This is a genomic window from Streptomyces antioxidans, assembly GCF_000968685.2.
In the GTDB taxonomy this organism is placed as follows: Bacteria; Actinomycetota; Actinomycetes; order Streptomycetales; family Streptomycetaceae; genus Streptomyces; species Streptomyces antioxidans.
The window spans coordinates 22,220-38,779 of record NZ_LAKD02000132.1; the positions used below are offsets into that span (position 1 = coordinate 22,220).

The window sequence follows — 16,560 nt, forward strand, 5'->3', positions numbered from 1 at the left end:
AGCGCATGACAGGCGGCAGGATCGCGGACCGGCTGGCGGGCGGCCTGCGCGCCCTGGCGCGCGCGGTGGGCGAGGCCCTGCGCGCGGTGCCGGGCACGCTGCGCGATGACCTGTGGACGGTGGCGCGCGATCCGCTGCCGCGGATGCGCTGGCTGGGCCGGTTGCCCCATGGCCACGCGGTGCTCTTCGCGGTGCTCATAGGCTGGCTCAACATGGCGCAGTTCCAGGAGCCCGCCCGCCCGGGGGAGGCCCAGGACCCGGCGCCGCTCATCTGGTTCGTCGTGCTGCAGTCGGCGGCCGTCCTGCTGGCGCTGACCCGCCCGATCGCCGCGTGGTGGCTCTCGACCGCCATGCTCCTGGTGACGGCCCTGGCCGTGGACGACCGCGTCCCGCCACAGCTGCTCTATCCCTGGAACTTCGCGCAGATCGCGCTGCACACCCTCGTCCTGTTCCTCCTCGCGCTGCGGGTCCGCCCGAGGATCGCCGCCGAGACGCTGGTGCTGACCCTCCTCGCGGGCGCGGTCCCCTCGGCCCTCGCCTCGCATCCCCACAACGACGGCCTCGATGACGCCCTTACGGTCTTCACCATCGCCGTGGTGGTGGGCGCCGCGCTGCGGGGCCGCCGGGTGGCGCGGACCCGGCTGGTCGAGCAGGAGGAGCTGACCGCGGAGGAACGTGCCCGCCGCACCCTGCTGGAGGAGCGCAACCGCATCGCCCGCGAGCTGCACGACGTGGTCGCCCACCACATGTCGGTGATCTCCATCCAGGCCCAGGTCGCCCCGCACCTCGCCGAGAACCCCTCCGACGAGCTCAAGGAGAACCTCGCGGGCATCCGGCAGAACGCGGTGGAGGCGCTGGCCGAACTGCGCCGTGTGCTGGGCGTGCTGCGCTCAGAGGACGCCCTGGCCGACGGCGCCCGGCACGCCCCGCAGCCCACTCTGGACCGGCTTGACGAGCTGGTGGGCACGGTGCGGGGGACCGGAATCACGATCCTTACGGATGTCACCGGGGAGCGGTGGGCGCTGCCGCCGGGGGTGGAGCTGTCGGCGTTCCGCATCGTCCAGGAGGCGCTGAGCAATGTGATGCGGCACGCACCGGGCGCCAAGGCGCGGGTCGAGCTGGGGTACCAGCGGCGCGGGCTGGCCGTCCGGGTCGTCAACACCGCGCCGGACCGGCCCGCCCCGCCCTCGCCCGGAGCCGGGCACGGGTTGCTCGGGATGAGGGAGCGCGCTGCGATGCTGGGGGGCGAGCTGACCACAGGACCGACGCCGGACGGCGGTTACGAGGTGATCGCCGTACTGCCCACGGACCACCCCGCCCCGTCCGCCGCCAGGCCCGAGACCGCCGAGGACCCCGTATGACGACGACCATCCGCGTCCTGATCGCCGATGACCAGATGATGGTCCGCCAGGGCTTCACGGTGCTGCTCAACGCCGAACCGGACATCGAGGTCGTCGGCCAGGCCGTGGACGGGGCCGACGCCATCGCCCAGGTCGCCGAACTCGCCCCGGACGTGGTCCTGATGGACATACGGATGCCGGGGGTCGGTGGTATCGAGGCCACCCGCCGGCTCACCGAACCCGCCTCCGGCGCCACCGTCAAGGTCCTCGTCCTCACCACCTTCGACCTGGACGAATACGTCTACGAGGCGCTGCGCGCGGGCGCGTCCGGGTTTCTGCTCAAGGATGCCTCGGCGGATGAACTGGCCCATGCGGTACGGGTGGTGGCGGCCGGTGACGCGCTGCTGGCGCCGAACATCACCAAGCGCCTGATCGGCGAGTTCTCCCGGGTGACCGCCGCCGCCCCGCGCGGGCCCCTCCGGGCCCGGGTGGGCGATCTGACCGAGCGCGAGACGGAAGTGCTCACCCTGATCGCCCAGGGGCTGTCGAACGCGGAGATCGCGGAACGGCTGGTGGTGGCCGAGCAGACCGTGAAGACCCATGTGAGCCGGATCCTGTTCAAGCTGGGGCTGCGCGACCGGACCCAGGCGGCGGTCTTCGCGTACGAGACGGGGCTGGTGCGCCCGTCGGCACTCTGACCGGCTTCTCCCGGGCGGGGCTCACGTACTTCCCCCTCCGGCCGCCCCGCCCCGACCTCGAGCCGACCGACAACGTCGCGCGCTGCGGTAAGGCGACCGCGAGCACGGAGGAGCCCGGGACGTACGCGGGCGCCGCCGTGGACGGCAATGTGGCCACCGCGCGGGTGTCCGACGCCGCGAAGGGCACGCTCACGGCCGACCCCGGGCGCGCCGTGCGGCTGGCGGGGGTCAGCCCGCAGTGGACCCGCACCCGCCCCGTCTCCCACGAGGTGCGGACCTCGCTGGATGGCCGCCACTGGCGCGAGGGGACGACCGGTCCGGCCCGTTTCGTACGGGTCACCGTGCGGTCGGCGGACGACAAGAAGCGCGCGGGGATCGAGGGGTTGCGGGTGACCCGCGCCAAGTGACCCGATGGGGGCCGGGGGTTCGTGGTCCATGGTGGACTCGGTCCGTGTGCAGCGGACGCGGTCCGTGCACGCAGGATCAAGACAGTGTGCACAGGAGGCCAATGACATCCCGGCCCCGCGGGCCCATGCTGATCAGTGACGGGTGAGCAGGGTTGCGACGGGGGAGCCCCGCTCACCTGTTCGCCGTGAGCGCCCTATGGCGGAAGTCCCTCGGGGGCACGCCATAGGCGCCGCGGAAGGCGCGGCTGAAGTCCGCCGCGTGGCTGAAGCCCCAACGGGCGGCGATGACATGGATGGGGGTGTCGCCCAGAGCGGGATCGGCGAGGTCGCGGCGGCAGCGTTCCAGGCGCTGGGCGCGGATCCACGCGGAGACGGTGTGCCCCTGCTCCTCGAAGAGACGGTAGAGGTACCGGAGCGAGATGTGATGGGCCGCGGCGATCGAGGCCGGGGTGAGCCCCGGGCGGTCCAGGTTCTGCCGCGCGAACTCCTGGATGCGTAACCGCAGGGTGCGCCGACGGCTCTCGGGGGTGAGCCGGTTCTCGGCGCGCGCCTCGGCACCGGCGCCGGCGTCGAGCTCATGCGCGAGCAGCGCGTTGAGCAGATCGAGGGCGACGGTGCCGAGGCGCGGTGCGTCGGCGGGGCCGTAGGCGTCGGACTCGGTGGCCAGCCGGGTGAGGAAGTCGGCGAGCATGGCCCCGATCCCGGACCGCCCGGACAGCCGCTGCCCGAGCAGCCGCTGGAGGTCGGCGGGCGGGAACGGCAGCAGCGAGGGGTGGAGGGTGACCGTCATCCCGTCGACCCTGCCGCGCTCGCACACCGCCAGATACGGCGCGGAGGTGGAGGTGAGCATGAACTGCCGGGCGCCGACGGTGGTTTCGGCGTCCCCGTGACACACATCGCTCTCGCCGTGCAGGGTGAGCCGCAGATGGTAGAGCTCCGGGTCGGAGCGCCGGATGTGCGCCGCCGTCCGCTCGTTCCGCAGTGACGGTACTGAGGTGTGGGTCAGCATCACCTCGCCGATGTCCATTCCGCCCCGTACGGTCGCGCGGAAGTCGTGCTCGTGGTCGCTGTGCAGCTCCATGGGGATCGGCGTCAGCTCGGACAGGGCGCGCCACGCCGCGAACCGCTCCGCGGGCGGGATGTCATCGATCTGGGGCACCGTCACGGTCATCATCCTTTCGCCTGGCCGGTGGTGCGCTTTTCGATGGGGGCGACCTTAGACGGTCCTGCTAAGTGTTTGATGAACGGTTCGGTATTGAACAGTCCACTTTTGGGCGATTACGCGAGTGGGTGTCTGGGTGGGAGCGGTGGTTGGGCGAGGGGGTGCTGGGTGAGGGGTGCTGAGCGAGGGGCCGCGTCCCCTCTGGGCCCTCCGTGCCCCCTCTGTCTTCTCTGAGTCCGTCTTCTCAGAGCGCGGTCAGGATCCGTGGGCCGTCGTCCGTGATCGCCACCGTGTGCTCGCTGTGGGCGGCGCGGCTGCCGTCCGTCGTCCGCAGCGTCCAGCCGTCGGCGTCGGTGGTGTACGCGTCCAGGCCGCCCGCCAGGAACATCGGCTCGATGGCCAGCACCAGCCCGTGGCGCAGCGGAAAGCCGCGGCCGGGCCGCCCCTCGTTGGGGACCGGCGGGTCCTCGTGCATCCGTCGGCCGATGCCATGGCCGCCGAAGTCCTCCATGATGCCGTAGCCCGCGGAGCGCCCGACCGTTCCCACGGCATGGGAGATGTCGCCCATCCGGCCTCCCGCGACGGCCGCCGCGATCCCCGCTTCCAGCGCCTGCCGGGTGGCTTCGATCAGCCGGAGGTCGGCCGGGCGCGGGGTGCCGACGGTGAAGCTGACGGCGGCGTCGCCGCTCCAGCCGTCCAGCGTCGCACCGCAGTCGACGGTCACCAGATCGCCGTCGCGCAGTCGGTAGTCGCCCGGGATGCCGTGGACGATGGCGTCGTTGACCGAGGCGCAGATGACCGCGGGGAAGGGGGTGGAGGCGAACTGCGGCCGGTAGCCGAGGAACGGGGAGCTCGCCCCGGCCTCGCGCAGTGCCTCCCGCGCCGCGTCGTCCAGCTCGCGCAGCGAGACGCCGACGGCCGCCGCCCGCTGTGCGGCGTCGAGCGCCGAGGCGACGACGCGGCCCGCCTCGCGCATGGCGTCCAGGGAGGCGTCGGTCTTGATTTCCACCATGGGTGAGCCCCTTCGTGTGACCGAACCACGGGTTCGGTGTGCACCAATTACTATACCGGTATTAGTATCACGGTCATGGTGCGCACTCCTCTCACCCCGCTGGAACGTGAACGCGGTCGCTTCCTCGGCGCTCTGCTGCGCAAGGCCCGTGGCGAACGGAGCATGACCGAGGTCGCCGCCGGGGCCGGGATCTCGGCCGAGACCCTGCGGAAGATCGAGACCGGCCGGGCCCCGACCCCCGCCTTCTTCACGATCGCGGCTCTTGCCGCCACCCTTGGGCTGACCCTGGGCGAGATCGCGGAGCGGTGCGCGGCCGTTACCGCGCCGGAACGCGATGAGGGGGAGGCGGCCTAGCCGAGGCCCCGCCGCCCACGGCGGGCCCTGCCCCGGATCCCGGAGCGGGGGCTCTGGGCCAGGCCCCGGAGCGGGGGCTCTGTTCCAGGGGTCGGGACGGGGGCGTCGCCCCCGTGTTCCGGGGGTCCAGGGGTGGAGCCCCTGGTGTCGGGGAGGGGGGGAAGATCCCCTGCGCCCCGATCCATTTGTTGCGGCAGGATGAAATCCCCACATCACCGTGTTGGTGCCTTCCGGAAGCGCAGGCGCATCGGGAGGTTCACGGGTGGCGGACGTAGTGGCGGACACATCGGGCGGATCGGATGGATCGGATGGATTGGGCGAATCGGGGGAAAGGGGTGAGAAGGGTCCGGGAGCCGGACAGGGCTGGGTGAGGCGGCTGTTCGGCTACTGCTGGCGGTACCGCGGCGATGTGCTGCTCGCCCTCGGCGCCTCGCTCGCCGGAATGGCCGTCATGGCACTCGTCCCGCTCGTGCCCAAACTGATCATCGACGATGTGATCGTCTCGCACGACCGGTCCCTCACCCCCTGGGCCACCCTGCTGATCGTCGCCGCCCTCGTCGTCTACGCCCTCAGCTACGTCCGCCGCTTCTACGGCGGACGGCTCGCCCTCGACGTCCAGCACGCCCTGCGCACACAGATGTTCGCGGCCATCGCCCGCTTCGACGGCAGACGGCAGGACAACCTCTCCACCGGCCAGATCATCGGCCGCGCCACCAGCGACCTCCAGTTGATCCAGGGCCTGCTCTTCATGGTGCCGATGATGATCGGCAACGTTCTGCTCTTCCTGGTCTCGCTCGTCGTGATGGCCGTGCTCTCGCCGCTGCTCACCGTCGTCGCCCTCGCCGTCGCCCCCGCCCTGTGGGTCCTCGCCTCGCGCAGCCGCGTCCGGCTCTTCCCCGCCACCTGGTACGCCCAGGGGCAGGCGGCCGCCGTGGCGGGCGTGGTCGACGGGGCCGTGACCGGGGTCCGGGTGGTCAAGGGGTTCGGGCAGGAGGCGCAGGAGACCGACAAGCTGCGCGAGGTCGGCCGGGGGCTGTTCGCCGCCCGGCTGCGCACCGTACGGCTGAACTCCCGCTACACCCCGGCCCTCCAGGCCGTCCCCGCCCTCGGCCAGGTCGCCATGCTGGCGCTCGGCGGCTGGATGGCCACCCGAGGCCAGATCACCCTCGGCACCTTCGTGGCCTTCTCGACCTACCTCGCCCAGCTCGTGGCCCCGGTGCGGATGCTCACGATGCTGCTGACCATCGGGCAGCAGGCGCGGGCCGGGGTCGAGCGGGTCTTCGAGCTCATCGACACCGAGCCCGTCATCGACGAACGCCCCGACGCCGGGGAGCTTCCCGAGGACGCCCCGGCGACGGTCGAGTTCGACCGGGTGAGCTTCGGCTACGACCCCGAGCGGCCGGTGCTGTCCGACGTGTCCCTGCGCATCGAGCCGGGCGAGACCCTGGCCGTCGTGGGCGCCTCCGGAAGCGGCAAGTCGACGCTGTCCATGCTGCTGCCGCGCTTCTACGACGTGTCGTCGGGCGCGGTGCGGATCGGCGGCCACGATGTGCGGGAGCTGACGTACGACTCGCTGCGCCGGGCGGTCGGGCTGGTGCCGGAGGACAGTTTCCTCTTCTCCGACACCGTGCGCGCCAACCTCGCCTACGGGCTGCCGGACGCGAGCGAGGAGCGGATCCGGACCGCCGCCCGCGCCGCGCAGGCCGACGGCTTCATCTCCGCGCTGCCGAACGGCTATGACACCGAGGTCGGCGAGCAGGGGCTGACCCTCTCCGGCGGCCAGCGCCAGCGGCTGGCCCTGGCCCGCGCGATCCTCACCGACCCCCGGCTGCTCGTCCTGGACGACGCCACCTCGGCGGTGGACGCACGCGTCGAGCACGAGATCCACGAGGCGCTCCGGGGCGTCATGGCGGGCCGCACCACCCTGCTGATCGCCCACCGCCCCTCGACCCTCGCCCTCGCCGACCGCATCGCGGTCATGGACCGGGGCCGGGTCGCGGACGTGGGCACGGACGAGGAGCTGAGGGCGCGCAGCGCCGTGTACCGGCGCCTGCTGACGGACGACGTGACGGACGACGAGACCGAGTCGCCCGCCGCCCCGAACGGTGACGGTCCCAGGGGCGACGGCCCCGGGGCCGTGGTCACGCCGCCGACGGGGAACGGCCCCCTGCGGTGGGCCGGACCCGACGGCCCGGCCCCTGCCCCGGCCCCGGCCGAGCCGCGCGGCGCCGACGCGCACGCGGTCGGCTTCGCCGGTGGGTTCGGCGGAGAGTCCGCCGCGACGGGGCTGGCCGAGCCGTGTCTCGACGCCGGGCCGTGTCTCGACGGCGGGCCGCCCGCCGACGGCGACCACACGGTGCACGACCCCGAGGGGCGCCCGCGCCCCGCGTCGGGTTGGCGGGCGCACGGTGGGGATGGCCCTGTGTACGCCGCCGGTGAGGCGCCCCGCGACGGGGTGGCCCCCGAGCCCTGGGCGCCGTCCGATGGCGAGGGCCGTTCGCACGGCGGGGACGACCCCGCGCACGCCGTTCGCGCGGCGGACGGCACCGTAGGGGCGCCGGATGGGTACGGCGCCGTTCGCGTCCCGGACGGGGGTGGCGCCGTCTCTGGGGCGGATGCGGCCGGGGCGGGCCGCTCAGCGGGCCCGGGCCACCGCGGGGTGACCCCGCATCTGTGGGTGCGGCCCGATCGTGACGACCGTAAGGGCGACACGGCGGTGGGCGCTGGCGCGGGGGCCGTGGCCGGGCCCGGGATCTCGGGGGCGCTGTCCGGGATGCCCGCCACCCCGGAACTGCTCGCCAAGGTCGCCGCCCTGCCGCCCGCCACCGACACCCCCGACATCGACGAGGAGCGGGCCGCCCGCCCCGAGGAGACGTACGGGCTGCGGCGGTTGCTGCGTGGCTTCGGGGCGCCGCTCCTGGTCGCGCTGGCGCTCGTGGCCGTGGACGCGATCGCCGGGCTGCTGCTGCCCGTGCTCATCCGGCACGGGATCGACCAGGGCGTCCAGCGGCTCTCACTCGGCGCGGTGTGGGCCGCCTCCGGGCTCGCGCTCCTGGTCGTCCTCGTGCAGTGGGCCGCCCAGATCGGCGAGACCCGGATGACCGGGCGGACCGGTGAACGGGTGCTCTACGCACTGCGGGTGAAGATCTTCGCCCAGCTCCAGCGGCTCGGCCTCGACTACTACGAGCGCGAGCTGAGCGGCAAGATCATGACGCGGATGACCACCGACGTGGACGCGCTGTCCACGTTCCTCCAGACCGGTCTCGTCACCGCCGTGGTCAGCCTGCTGACCTTCTTCGGCATCCTGGTCGCGCTGCTCGTCATCGACGTGGAGCTCGCGCTGGTGGTCTTCCTGACCCTGCCGCCGCTCATCGTCGGCACGGTGATGTTCCGGCGCCGCAGCGTCACGGCGTACGAACTGGCCCGCGAGCGCGTGAGCGTGGTCAACGCGGACCTCCAGGAGAGCGTGGCGGGGCTGCGGATCGTGCAGGCGTTCCGGCGCGAGCGGTCCGGCCGGGAGCGGTTCGCGGCGCGCAGCGACGCCTACCGCCAGGCGCGGATCCGCGGCCAGCGGCTGATCTCGGTGTACTTCCCGTTCGTCCAGCTGCTCTCGTCCGTGGCCTCCGCGCTGGTGCTCATCGTGGGCGCCGGGCGGGTCGGGGACGGCACGCTGACGGCGGGCGCGCTGGTGGCGTACCTCCTCTACATCGATCTGTTCTTCGCCCCCGTCCAGCAGCTCTCCCAGGTCTTCGACGGCTATCAGCAGGCCACCGTGTCGCTGGGCCGCATCCAGGAGTTGCTGCGCGAGCCCACCACCACACCGGTGGCCGAGGCCCCGCGCCAGATGGGCGCGGTGCGCGGCGAGATCGCCTTCGACGAGGTGCGGTTCCGCTACGGGGGCGGGAGCGGGGACGGAGACGGCGAGGAGGCGCTGGCGGGCATCTCGCTCACGATCCCCCCGGGGCAGACCGTGGCGTTCGTCGGGGAGACCGGGGCCGGGAAGTCCACCCTGGTCAAGCTGGTGGCGCGGTTCTACGACCCGACGCGGGGCGCCGTGCGGGTGGACGGTGTGGATCTGCGCGAACTCGACCTCGCCGGATACCGGGGCCATCTCGGAGTGGTCCCGCAGGAGCCGTACCTCTTCGCCGGGACGGTGCGCGACGCCATCGCCTACGGACGGCCCGGCGCGAGCGACGCGGAGGTGGAGGCCGCCGCGCGGGCGGTCGGCGCCCATGCCATGGTGGCGTCGCTCGACGGTGGCTATCTCCACGAGGTCTCCGAGCGCGGGCGCAATCTCTCCGCCGGGCAGCGGCAGTTGGTCGCGCTGGCGCGCGCCGAGCTGGTGAACCCGGACATCCTGCTGCTCGACGAGGCCACGGCCGCGCTCGATCTGGCCACCGAGGCCCTGGTCAACCAGGCCACGGATCGTCTGACGGGACGGCGCACCACACTGGTCGTCGCCCACCGGCTGACCACCGCCGCCCGTGCGGACCGGGTGGTGGTCCTGGACCACGGCCGGGTCGTCGAGGACGGCACCCATGAGGAGCTGGTGGCGCGGGACGGCCGGTACGCCGCGCTGTGGCGCACGTTCATCGGGGAGACGGCCCCCGCGACCGTCTGAGCGCGCGGCTGGAAGTGCCCCGACCTGCCGTCGGCCGTCTGCGGCGCCGTCGTGGCTGGTCGCGCCCAGGCGGCGGAGCCGCATATCGACACAGCCGCGCGCCCCTTCGGGGCGCGTGGGCCCGCCGTCGCGTGGACAATACGCGCCGCGTGGGCCCGTGTCGCAGGGGCGCCGTGCACCGGTCAGCCGCCGTACGGCCGGTAACGCTCAGCGTTCGTTCGTTGTTACGTACGGTAACGTCATGGTTCCATGCCGCTGGCCCTCGCTATGCCCTCCACTTCCCGCCGGTCCTGCTCCCGCTGCTCCGCCTCGGCCGCCACCCGCTGCTTGTGGCGGTGCAGGAAGTCGGGGTCCCCGGCCCGCTCCTGAGGCACCAGCACCTTCATGCCCTTGGCGTGCGGGCTGTCGCCGAGGTCGACCACCACACGCTCGTCCTGGGAGGTGAGCAGGCCGAACAGCACCAGCAGCTCGGCCTGGAGAGCGGGGGTGAACAGCTCTTTCTCCTCCGGCCCCATCCCGAGCTCGTACGTCCCCCCGCGGACGGCCGGTGAGGTGCTCAACTCGCGCAACAGCCGCATCAGCAGCTCGAGCGAGCGGGGATCGATCCGCTCCTGCAATTCGTTCAGATACCGCGTCAGCCGCTCGGCCCGTTCACTCCGGTCGTGCCGTTCGTCTCGGTCCATACAGGCAGCATGAGCCATCACAGCCCGCTACGAAAGAGGGCGGCGGTAACAACTCTCCGTATTCGGCGCCGGGTTGGGGCGTTGACGGCATCTGGCGACGCGGGTGTGTGCCCGGATAGGTTCTCGGCGACCTGTGCGAATTCACGGGACAAAGGGTCAACACGGCAACAAGGGGAGGGCGTATGCGCACGATGCTCAGATGGCTGTTGTCGCTCGCGATACTGGTGGGGACGGTCGGCGCGGGCGCCGGAAGCGCGTCCGCGGCCCCGGCCGCCCCCGCCCAGCCGGACATCAAGGAACGTGTCCTGGCGATTCCTGGAATGCGTTTCGTGGCGGAGCAGCCCTACGAGGGCTATCGCTTCCTCGTCTTCAGCTACGCCCAGCCGGTGGACCACCGGCACCCCTCCAAGGGCACCTTCCAGCAGCGGTTCACGCTGCTGCACAAGAACACCGACCGGCCCACGGTCTTCTACACCTCGGGCTACAACGTCACCACCGCACCGCGCCGCAGTGAGCCCACCCAACTCGTGGACGGCAACCAGGTGTCCATGGAGTACCGTTTCTTCACTCCCTCCCGGCCCCAGCCCGCCGACTGGTCCAAGCTGGACATCTGGCAGGCCGCGAGCGACCAGCACCGCCTCTACCGGGCCCTGAAGCCCCTCTACGGCAAGAAGTGGCTGGCCACCGGCGGCAGCAAGGGCGGGATGACGGCCACCTACTACCGCCGCTTCTACCCCCGGGACATGGACGGCACCGTCGCCTATGTGGCGCCCAATGACGTGGCCGACAAGGAGGACTCCGCCTACGACCGCTTCTTCGAGGGCGTCGGCACCGCCGAATGCCGCACCAAGCTCAACGCGGTGCAGCGCGAGGCGCTGGTGCGGCGCGACGAGATCGTGAAGCGCTACCAGAAGTGGGCGGACGACGAGAAGCAGACCTTCACGGTCGTCGGCAGCGCCGACAAGGCGTACGAGAACGTGGTCCTGGACCTGGTGTGGGCCTTCTGGCAGTACCACCTGCTGAAGGACTGCGCGGACGTCCCCGCCCCGACCGCGGCCACCGATGAGCTGTACGGCTTCATCGACGAGATCTCGGGCTTCTCCGCCTACACCGACCAGGGCCTTGCGACCTACACGCCGTACTACTACCAGGCGGGCACCGAGCTCGGCTCGCCCACCTTCAAGACCCCGCACCTGGCCGGGCTGCTGCGCTACCCCGGCATCTACGCCCCGCGCAGCTATGTGCCGCGCGACATCCCGATGCGCTTCAAGCCGGGTGTGATGCGGGACATCGACCGCTGGGTCCGGCACGACGCCCACCGGATGCTCTTCGTCTACGGCCAGAACGACCCGTGGGGCGCCGAGCGCTTCCAGGTCGGCAAGGGCGCCAAGGACGCGTACGTCTACACGGTGGCCGGCGGCAACCACGGCTCCAGCATCGCCCAGCTGACGGACGGCCAGAAGGCCAAGGCCACCGCCGAGGTACAGCGCTGGGCGGGCGTCAGCCCCACCAGCAAGCCCCTCGCCGGGCACGACGCGAAGCTGGACCGCCGTGAGGTGGAGCGCGAGCCGGTGTTGCGCCCCTGAGCGCACCGGATCCGTGCGGCTCAGTACGTCAGCCCGTGTCCGATCGGATACCGCACCCGGGACGGGTCGTCCGCGTGCCGGACCGCGACCGGCAGTGTGCCGCGCGGGGCGGTCCGGCCCGCGATGACGCGGGCGGCGGCGCGCAGTTCCACGTCCGTCCAGCAGTAGGCGGCCAGCGAGGCGCCGGGGGCCGTACCGCGGCCGGTCAGGCGCGCGATGTCGTACGGATCGCGCAGGGCCAGGTGCACCACCGGTACGCCGGTGGCCACCAGCCGTGCCACCAGGGTGCGCTGCGCGGAGCCGGAGACGATGTCGTACGTCGTCACGACCACCGCGTCCCGCCCGCGCGCCGCCGCGACCGCCGCCTCGACGCGCTCCGGGGAGGGGCCGGGGGAGCCGCCGGTGCCGGTGGTGAGCGCCTGGGCGCGGAAGCCGAGGCCGGACAGGGCACGGGCCAGGACGGACGTCGGCGGCCCGCCGGTGCCGGACGGCGCCGCGGCGTCCACGCCCACCACCAGCAGATCGCGGTGGCGGCGCGGTGACAGCGGGAGCAGTCCGCCGTGGTTGGTGATCAGGGTGGTGGTGCGGTCGGCGATGCGATCGGCGGTGGCGCGGTGCTCGCGGGTGCCCACCGTGCGGTTGACCGCGCGGTCGCTGGTGTACGGATCGTCCAACAGGCCGCGCCGCGCCTTGAGTTCGAGGATCCGCCGCAGCGAGCGGTCGAGCCGGTCCTCGCTGATCTCGCCCGTCCGGACGGCCTTGCGCACCCCCTCGATGGCGAGGGACAGGCTCGGCGGGCTGAGCAGCTGGTCCACGCCCGCCTTGAGCGCGAGCACCGGCACCCGGTCGTCGCCGTACTTCTTCCGCACCCCCGCCATGCCGAGCGAGTCGGTGACCACCACGCCGTCGTAGCCCAGCTCCTCGCGGAGCACACCGGTGACGATGGGGCGGGAGAGCGTGGCCGGGTCATCGGCCGGGTCGAGCGCGGGGAACAGCAGGTGCGCCGTCATGATCGAGTCGATTCCGGCAGCGATCGCGGCCCGGAACGGCGGTGCGTCCAGCCGCTCCCACTCCTTCCGGGAGTGGGTGATCCGCGGCAGCCCGACATGGCTGTCCACGCTGGTGTCGCCGTGGCCGGGGAAGTGCTTGGCGGTGGCCGCGACCCCGGCGCCCTGATAGCCCTCCACCTGGGCCGCCACCAGCCGGGCCACGGCCTTTGGGTCGGCGCCGAAGGAGCGCACGCCGATCACCGGATTGGCGGGGTCGACGTTGACGTCCGCGATCGGGGCGTAGTCCTGCCGGATGCCGAGCGCGGCCAGCTCCGCGCCCGCGGTGCGCGCGGCCGTACGAGCGTCGGCCGCGCTGCCGCCCGCGCCGAGCGCCATGGCGCCCGGGAACAGTGTGGCGGGCGCGCCGACCCGGGCGACGGTGCCGTACTCCTGGTCGGTGGAGAGCAGGACGGGGACGGGCACGGAGCTGGCGAGCGCGGCCCTCTGAATGCCGTTGGAGAGCGCGGCCACCTGGTGGGGATCGCGGATGTTGTGTGCCCATCCGACGTACATCACCCCGCCCACGTGATACTTCGCGATGAGCTCGGCCGCGTTGTCGACGCCGATCTCCTTACGGTTGGCGGCGATGTCGGCCGGGTCGGGGCGGGTGGCCGAATGGCCGTACACCCTCGTCACGAAGAGCTGGCCGATCTTCTGGTCCAGCGTCATCCGCCCGATGAGCCCGTCGATCCGCCTGCGGTCGCGCTCATGGTCCCGGCCGGGCTCCGTGGTGGGCCGGGAGGGGGCCGCGGAAGGGCCGCCGGAACCGGCGGTGGTGGTGCGGTCCGCGGGCGCGGGGGAGCCGTTCTCCGGTCCGCCGCAGCCACCGGCCGCGGCGGCGGCCAGGGTGGCGGTGAGCAGGGCGCGGCGAGATGTCTTCGTGTGCATCCGCACTCCTTCCTGTGACGTTCGGAGGGGGCGGCGATAGGTGTCGCGGGACACGCTGGGACACACACCGCGGCCGGGTCAAGAAAGTTGGCCTTTCCGACGGCCCCGGGAAGCGTAAGGGAAAGGACCGGTTAAAGACCGTGATCTGGTGGCTGCACAAGACCGGCACTAAACTCCCGGCCGGGTGTGCGCGGTATTTGTATGAGGCAACCGCTCTCGCTTATGTTCCGTTTTATGACCCCACCGACGGATGCCAAGCCCCCCACGCACATCGCCATGTTCGGCATCGCGGCACACGGGCACGTCAACCCGAGCCTGGCGGTGATCCGCGAACTGGTGGCCCGCGGCCACCGGGTCACCTATGCCATTCCCGAGTCGTTCGCCGGGAAGGTGGCCGAAACCGGCGCCGAGCCGAAGACCTACACCTCGATCCTCCACGGTGAGAATGTGCCGGGCGCCCGGGGCTCCGAACTGATCGACTACATCGAGCCGTTCCTCACCGAGGCGGAGCAGGCGCTTCCGCAGCATCTCGCGGCCTATGAGGGCGATGAGCCGGATCTGGTGATGTACGACGTCACGGCCTACCCGGCGCATGTGCTCGCCCATCGGTGGGGCGTGACCGCCATCGAGCTCGCGCCCAGCTTCGTGCCCTGGGACGGCTACCGCGAAGAGGTCTTCGAGCCGATGTACGCCCAGCTGCGGCGGTCGGAGCGCGGCCGGGCCTACTACGCGCGCTACCGCGCCTGGCTCGAGGACAACGGCCTGGCCGACACCGATCCCGATACGCTCATCGGGCGTCCCGGCCGGTGTGTCGCCCTCATCCCCGCGCTGCTCCAGCCCCACGCCGACCGCGTCGACACCTCCGTCTACAGCTTCGTCGGCGGCTGCCAGAACGCCCGCCACGACATCGCGGAGTGGCGCCGCCCGGAGCGGGCCGCCGGAACCGACCGGATCCTGCTGGTCTCGCTCGGCTCCACCTGGACCCGGGAACCGGGCTTCTACCGCGCGTGCGTCGCGGCGTTCGGCGATCTGCCGGGCTGGTACGTGGTGCTCCAGATCGGTGAGTTCGTCGACCTAGCGGACCTCGGAGAGATCCCCGCCAATGTCGAAGTGCACAGGTGGATACCGCAGTTGAGCGTGTTGCGCGAGGCCGACGCCTTCGTCACCCACGCGGGTGCGGGCGGCGCCCAGGAGGGGCTGGCCTGCGGGGTGCCGATGGTCGCCGTACCGCAGGCCGTCGACCAGTTCCGCAACGCGGACACGCTCGAAGGGCTCGGGGTCGGCCGCCACCTGGCCAAGGAGGAGGCCACGGCCCCGGCGCTGCGCAAGGCGGTGCTCGACCTGGTGGACGACACCGGGGTGGCCGCCCGCTGCGCCGCCCTCAAGACGCGGATGGCCAGGGAGGGCGGCCCGGACCGGGCGGCGGACCTGATCGAGGCGGAGCTACCAGTCTGAGGGGGGCTGCGCCCCGTGCAGATCCGTTGGGCCGAACGATGACGACGGGCTGAGCGATGGCGACGGGGCGAGGCGGGCCCCGAGCGGGGGGCTCAGGCCGCGTCGGCGAGCAGCCGTAGCAGATGCTCCCGGCCCGGTGCCAGCAGCTCAGGGAACGCCCGCGCCTGCGGATACCACCGCTTCTCGTACTCCCAGCACAGCCAGCCGTCCCAGCCCTCGCGGCTCAGCAGCTCCACGCACTCGGTCAGCGGCAGCACCCCCTCGCCCAGCGGCAGCGGGGTGGTGTCCTCGGCCGAGGCGATGTCCTTGACCTGGACGTAGCCCAGATGAGGGAAGAGCGCCGGATAGCTGGTGGCCGGGTCCTCGCCGCCCAGCCAGGTGTGCATCACATCCCAGATCGCTCCCACGCTGCCATGGCCCACGAGCCCGAGGACCCGGGCCGCGTCCGCACCCGTCCGGTGCGAGTCATGGGTCTCGAGCAGCAGCCGTACGCCGAGGTCGGCGGCGCGGGGCGCGGCCGCCGCGAGCCGCCGGGCGGCCGTGGCGTCGGCCTCCTCCGGGCTCTGGTCCCCGCCGCCGGGGAAGACCCGGACATTGCGGGCGCCCAGGTCATGGGCGAGCTCCAGCAGCTCCCCGAGCCCGGTCAGCACCGGCTCGTCCGGCCCGGCCTGGGCGGCGCGCACATATCCGGCGACGGTGAGGATCTCGACCCCGGCGTCCCGGAACTCCGCCGCCACCCCGGCCCGTTCGTCCGCCCCGATCCCCGGGTGCACCGGCTCCTCGGGGTGGGCGCGCAGCTCGACGCCGTGATACCCGGCCCCGGCGGCGAGCCGGGCCACGTCGGACACGGGCATGCCGGGGATGCCGAGGGTGGAGAAGGCGAGCTTCATGCGGGCTCCCTTGGTGGGGTTCGTGCGGGACGTGGGGATCTTCTTGCCCCTCATGCGGGACGCTAAGCAGGGGCATGGGCCGAATCAATCCTGCGGATCACGCCTGCTGCGTGTCATACCGCGTGGCCCAGTCGCCGAGCACCCTACGCCGTGGCCCAGTCGCCCTGCGCCGTGGCCCAGCCGCCCGCGCCGTGGTCCGGCCGCCGTGCGCCCTGCGCCGTGGTCCGGCCGTCGTACGTCGTGGCCTCCCGGGGCCCGCGAGCTCCCAGTACGCCCGTAGGGGCGGGCAGGCCCTGGTCGTTCAGCCCCCGGGCGGCGTCCGGGGGACGCCTCGCCTCAGGCAGCTGCCAGGCGCCACAGTGAGGTCACCTCTGCCGCGCGGGCCGAGTGGAGGGGGGTGGTGGGGTCGAAGGCG

The 16,560-nt window shown here is 72.6% G+C and carries 12 protein-coding genes; 7 read left to right on the forward strand and 5 right to left on the reverse strand.

The genetic code is table 11. The annotated features are described in order from the left end of the window. Window positions 1-5 precede the first annotated feature (5 nt). The 3 genes from VT50_RS35695 to VT50_RS35705 all read left to right on the forward strand — a co-directional run bounded on the left by VT50_RS35695 (window position 6) and on the right by VT50_RS35705 (window position 2,445). Window positions 6-1,361, forward strand: coding sequence for a sensor histidine kinase (locus tag VT50_RS35695; protein WP_167396653.1), 1,356 nt, complete (start codon window positions 6-8; stop codon window positions 1,359-1,361). Next, window positions 1,358-2,038, forward strand: a complete 681-nt coding sequence (locus VT50_RS35700) for a response regulator (protein ID WP_046085000.1) — start codon at window positions 1,358-1,360, stop codon at window positions 2,036-2,038. Before VT50_RS35695 ends, VT50_RS35700 begins: the two co-directional genes overlap by 4 nt. Window positions 2,039-2,175: 137 nt before the next feature. Continuing rightward, window positions 2,176-2,445: a discoidin/SUN/FTP domain-containing protein gene (locus VT50_RS35705; RefSeq protein ID WP_046084999.1), complete on the forward strand. Its 270-nt coding sequence runs from the start codon at window positions 2,176-2,178 to the stop codon at window positions 2,443-2,445. 172 nt (window positions 2,446-2,617) lie between these two features. Here the strand turns inward: VT50_RS35705 and VT50_RS35710 are convergent, their stop codons facing one another. After that, complete coding sequence (locus tag VT50_RS35710; protein ID WP_046084998.1) at window positions 2,618-3,616, reverse strand: helix-turn-helix domain-containing protein; 999 nt, start codon at window positions 3,614-3,616, stop codon at window positions 2,618-2,620. 235 nt (window positions 3,617-3,851) lie between these two features. Further along, the gene (gene map, locus VT50_RS35715) at window positions 3,852-4,619 is read right to left on the reverse strand and encodes a type I methionyl aminopeptidase (RefSeq protein WP_046084997.1); all 768 of its coding nucleotides are present in this window, start codon (window positions 4,617-4,619) and stop codon (window positions 3,852-3,854) included. 75 nt (window positions 4,620-4,694) lie between these two features. Here map and VT50_RS35720 point away from each other — a divergent pair, with 75 nt between their 5' ends. Together VT50_RS35720 and VT50_RS35725 are read left to right on the forward strand one after the other, a co-directional pair. Then, entirely contained in the window at window positions 4,695-4,973 is a 279-nt protein-coding gene (locus VT50_RS35720) for a helix-turn-helix domain-containing protein (protein ID WP_046084996.1), read from the forward strand. A gap of 313 nt (window positions 4,974-5,286) precedes the next feature. Then, window positions 5,287-9,594 carry an ABC transporter transmembrane domain-containing protein gene (locus VT50_RS35725; RefSeq protein ID WP_046084995.1) on the forward strand — a complete coding sequence of 1,436 codons (4,308 nt, stop codon included), beginning with the start codon at window positions 5,287-5,289 and terminating at the stop codon, window positions 9,592-9,594. A 239-nt stretch (window positions 9,595-9,833) separates the two neighbouring features. Here VT50_RS35725 and VT50_RS35730 read toward each other — a convergent pair whose 3' ends face one another. Continuing rightward, complete coding sequence (locus tag VT50_RS35730; RefSeq protein ID WP_046085035.1) at window positions 9,834-10,277, reverse strand: hypothetical protein; 444 nt, start codon at window positions 10,275-10,277, stop codon at window positions 9,834-9,836. 182 nt (window positions 10,278-10,459) lie between these two features. Between VT50_RS35730 and VT50_RS35735 the strand changes: the two genes are divergently transcribed. Then, window positions 10,460-11,863 carry a S28 family serine protease gene (locus tag VT50_RS35735; protein ID WP_046084994.1) on the forward strand — a complete coding sequence of 468 codons (1,404 nt, stop codon included), beginning with the start codon at window positions 10,460-10,462 and terminating at the stop codon, window positions 11,861-11,863. Window positions 11,864-11,883: 20 nt separating this feature from the next. Here VT50_RS35735 and VT50_RS35740 read toward each other — a convergent pair whose 3' ends face one another. After that, window positions 11,884-13,800 carry a glycoside hydrolase family 3 protein gene (locus VT50_RS35740; protein ID WP_046084993.1) on the reverse strand — a complete coding sequence of 639 codons (1,917 nt, stop codon included), beginning with the start codon at window positions 13,798-13,800 and terminating at the stop codon, window positions 11,884-11,886. Between the two features lie 201 nt (window positions 13,801-14,001). Here VT50_RS35740 and VT50_RS35745 point away from each other — a divergent pair, with 201 nt between their 5' ends. Next, window positions 14,002-15,255, forward strand: coding sequence for a macrolide family glycosyltransferase (locus tag VT50_RS35745; protein ID WP_420822258.1), 1,254 nt, complete (start codon window positions 14,002-14,004; stop codon window positions 15,253-15,255). Between the two features lie 92 nt (window positions 15,256-15,347). Here the strand turns inward: VT50_RS35745 and VT50_RS35750 are convergent, their stop codons facing one another. After that, a complete protein-coding gene (locus VT50_RS35750; protein ID WP_046085034.1) occupies window positions 15,348-16,145 on the reverse strand; it encodes a sugar phosphate isomerase/epimerase family protein in 798 nt (265 codons plus the stop codon). Between the last annotated feature and the right edge of the window lie 415 nt (window positions 16,146-16,560).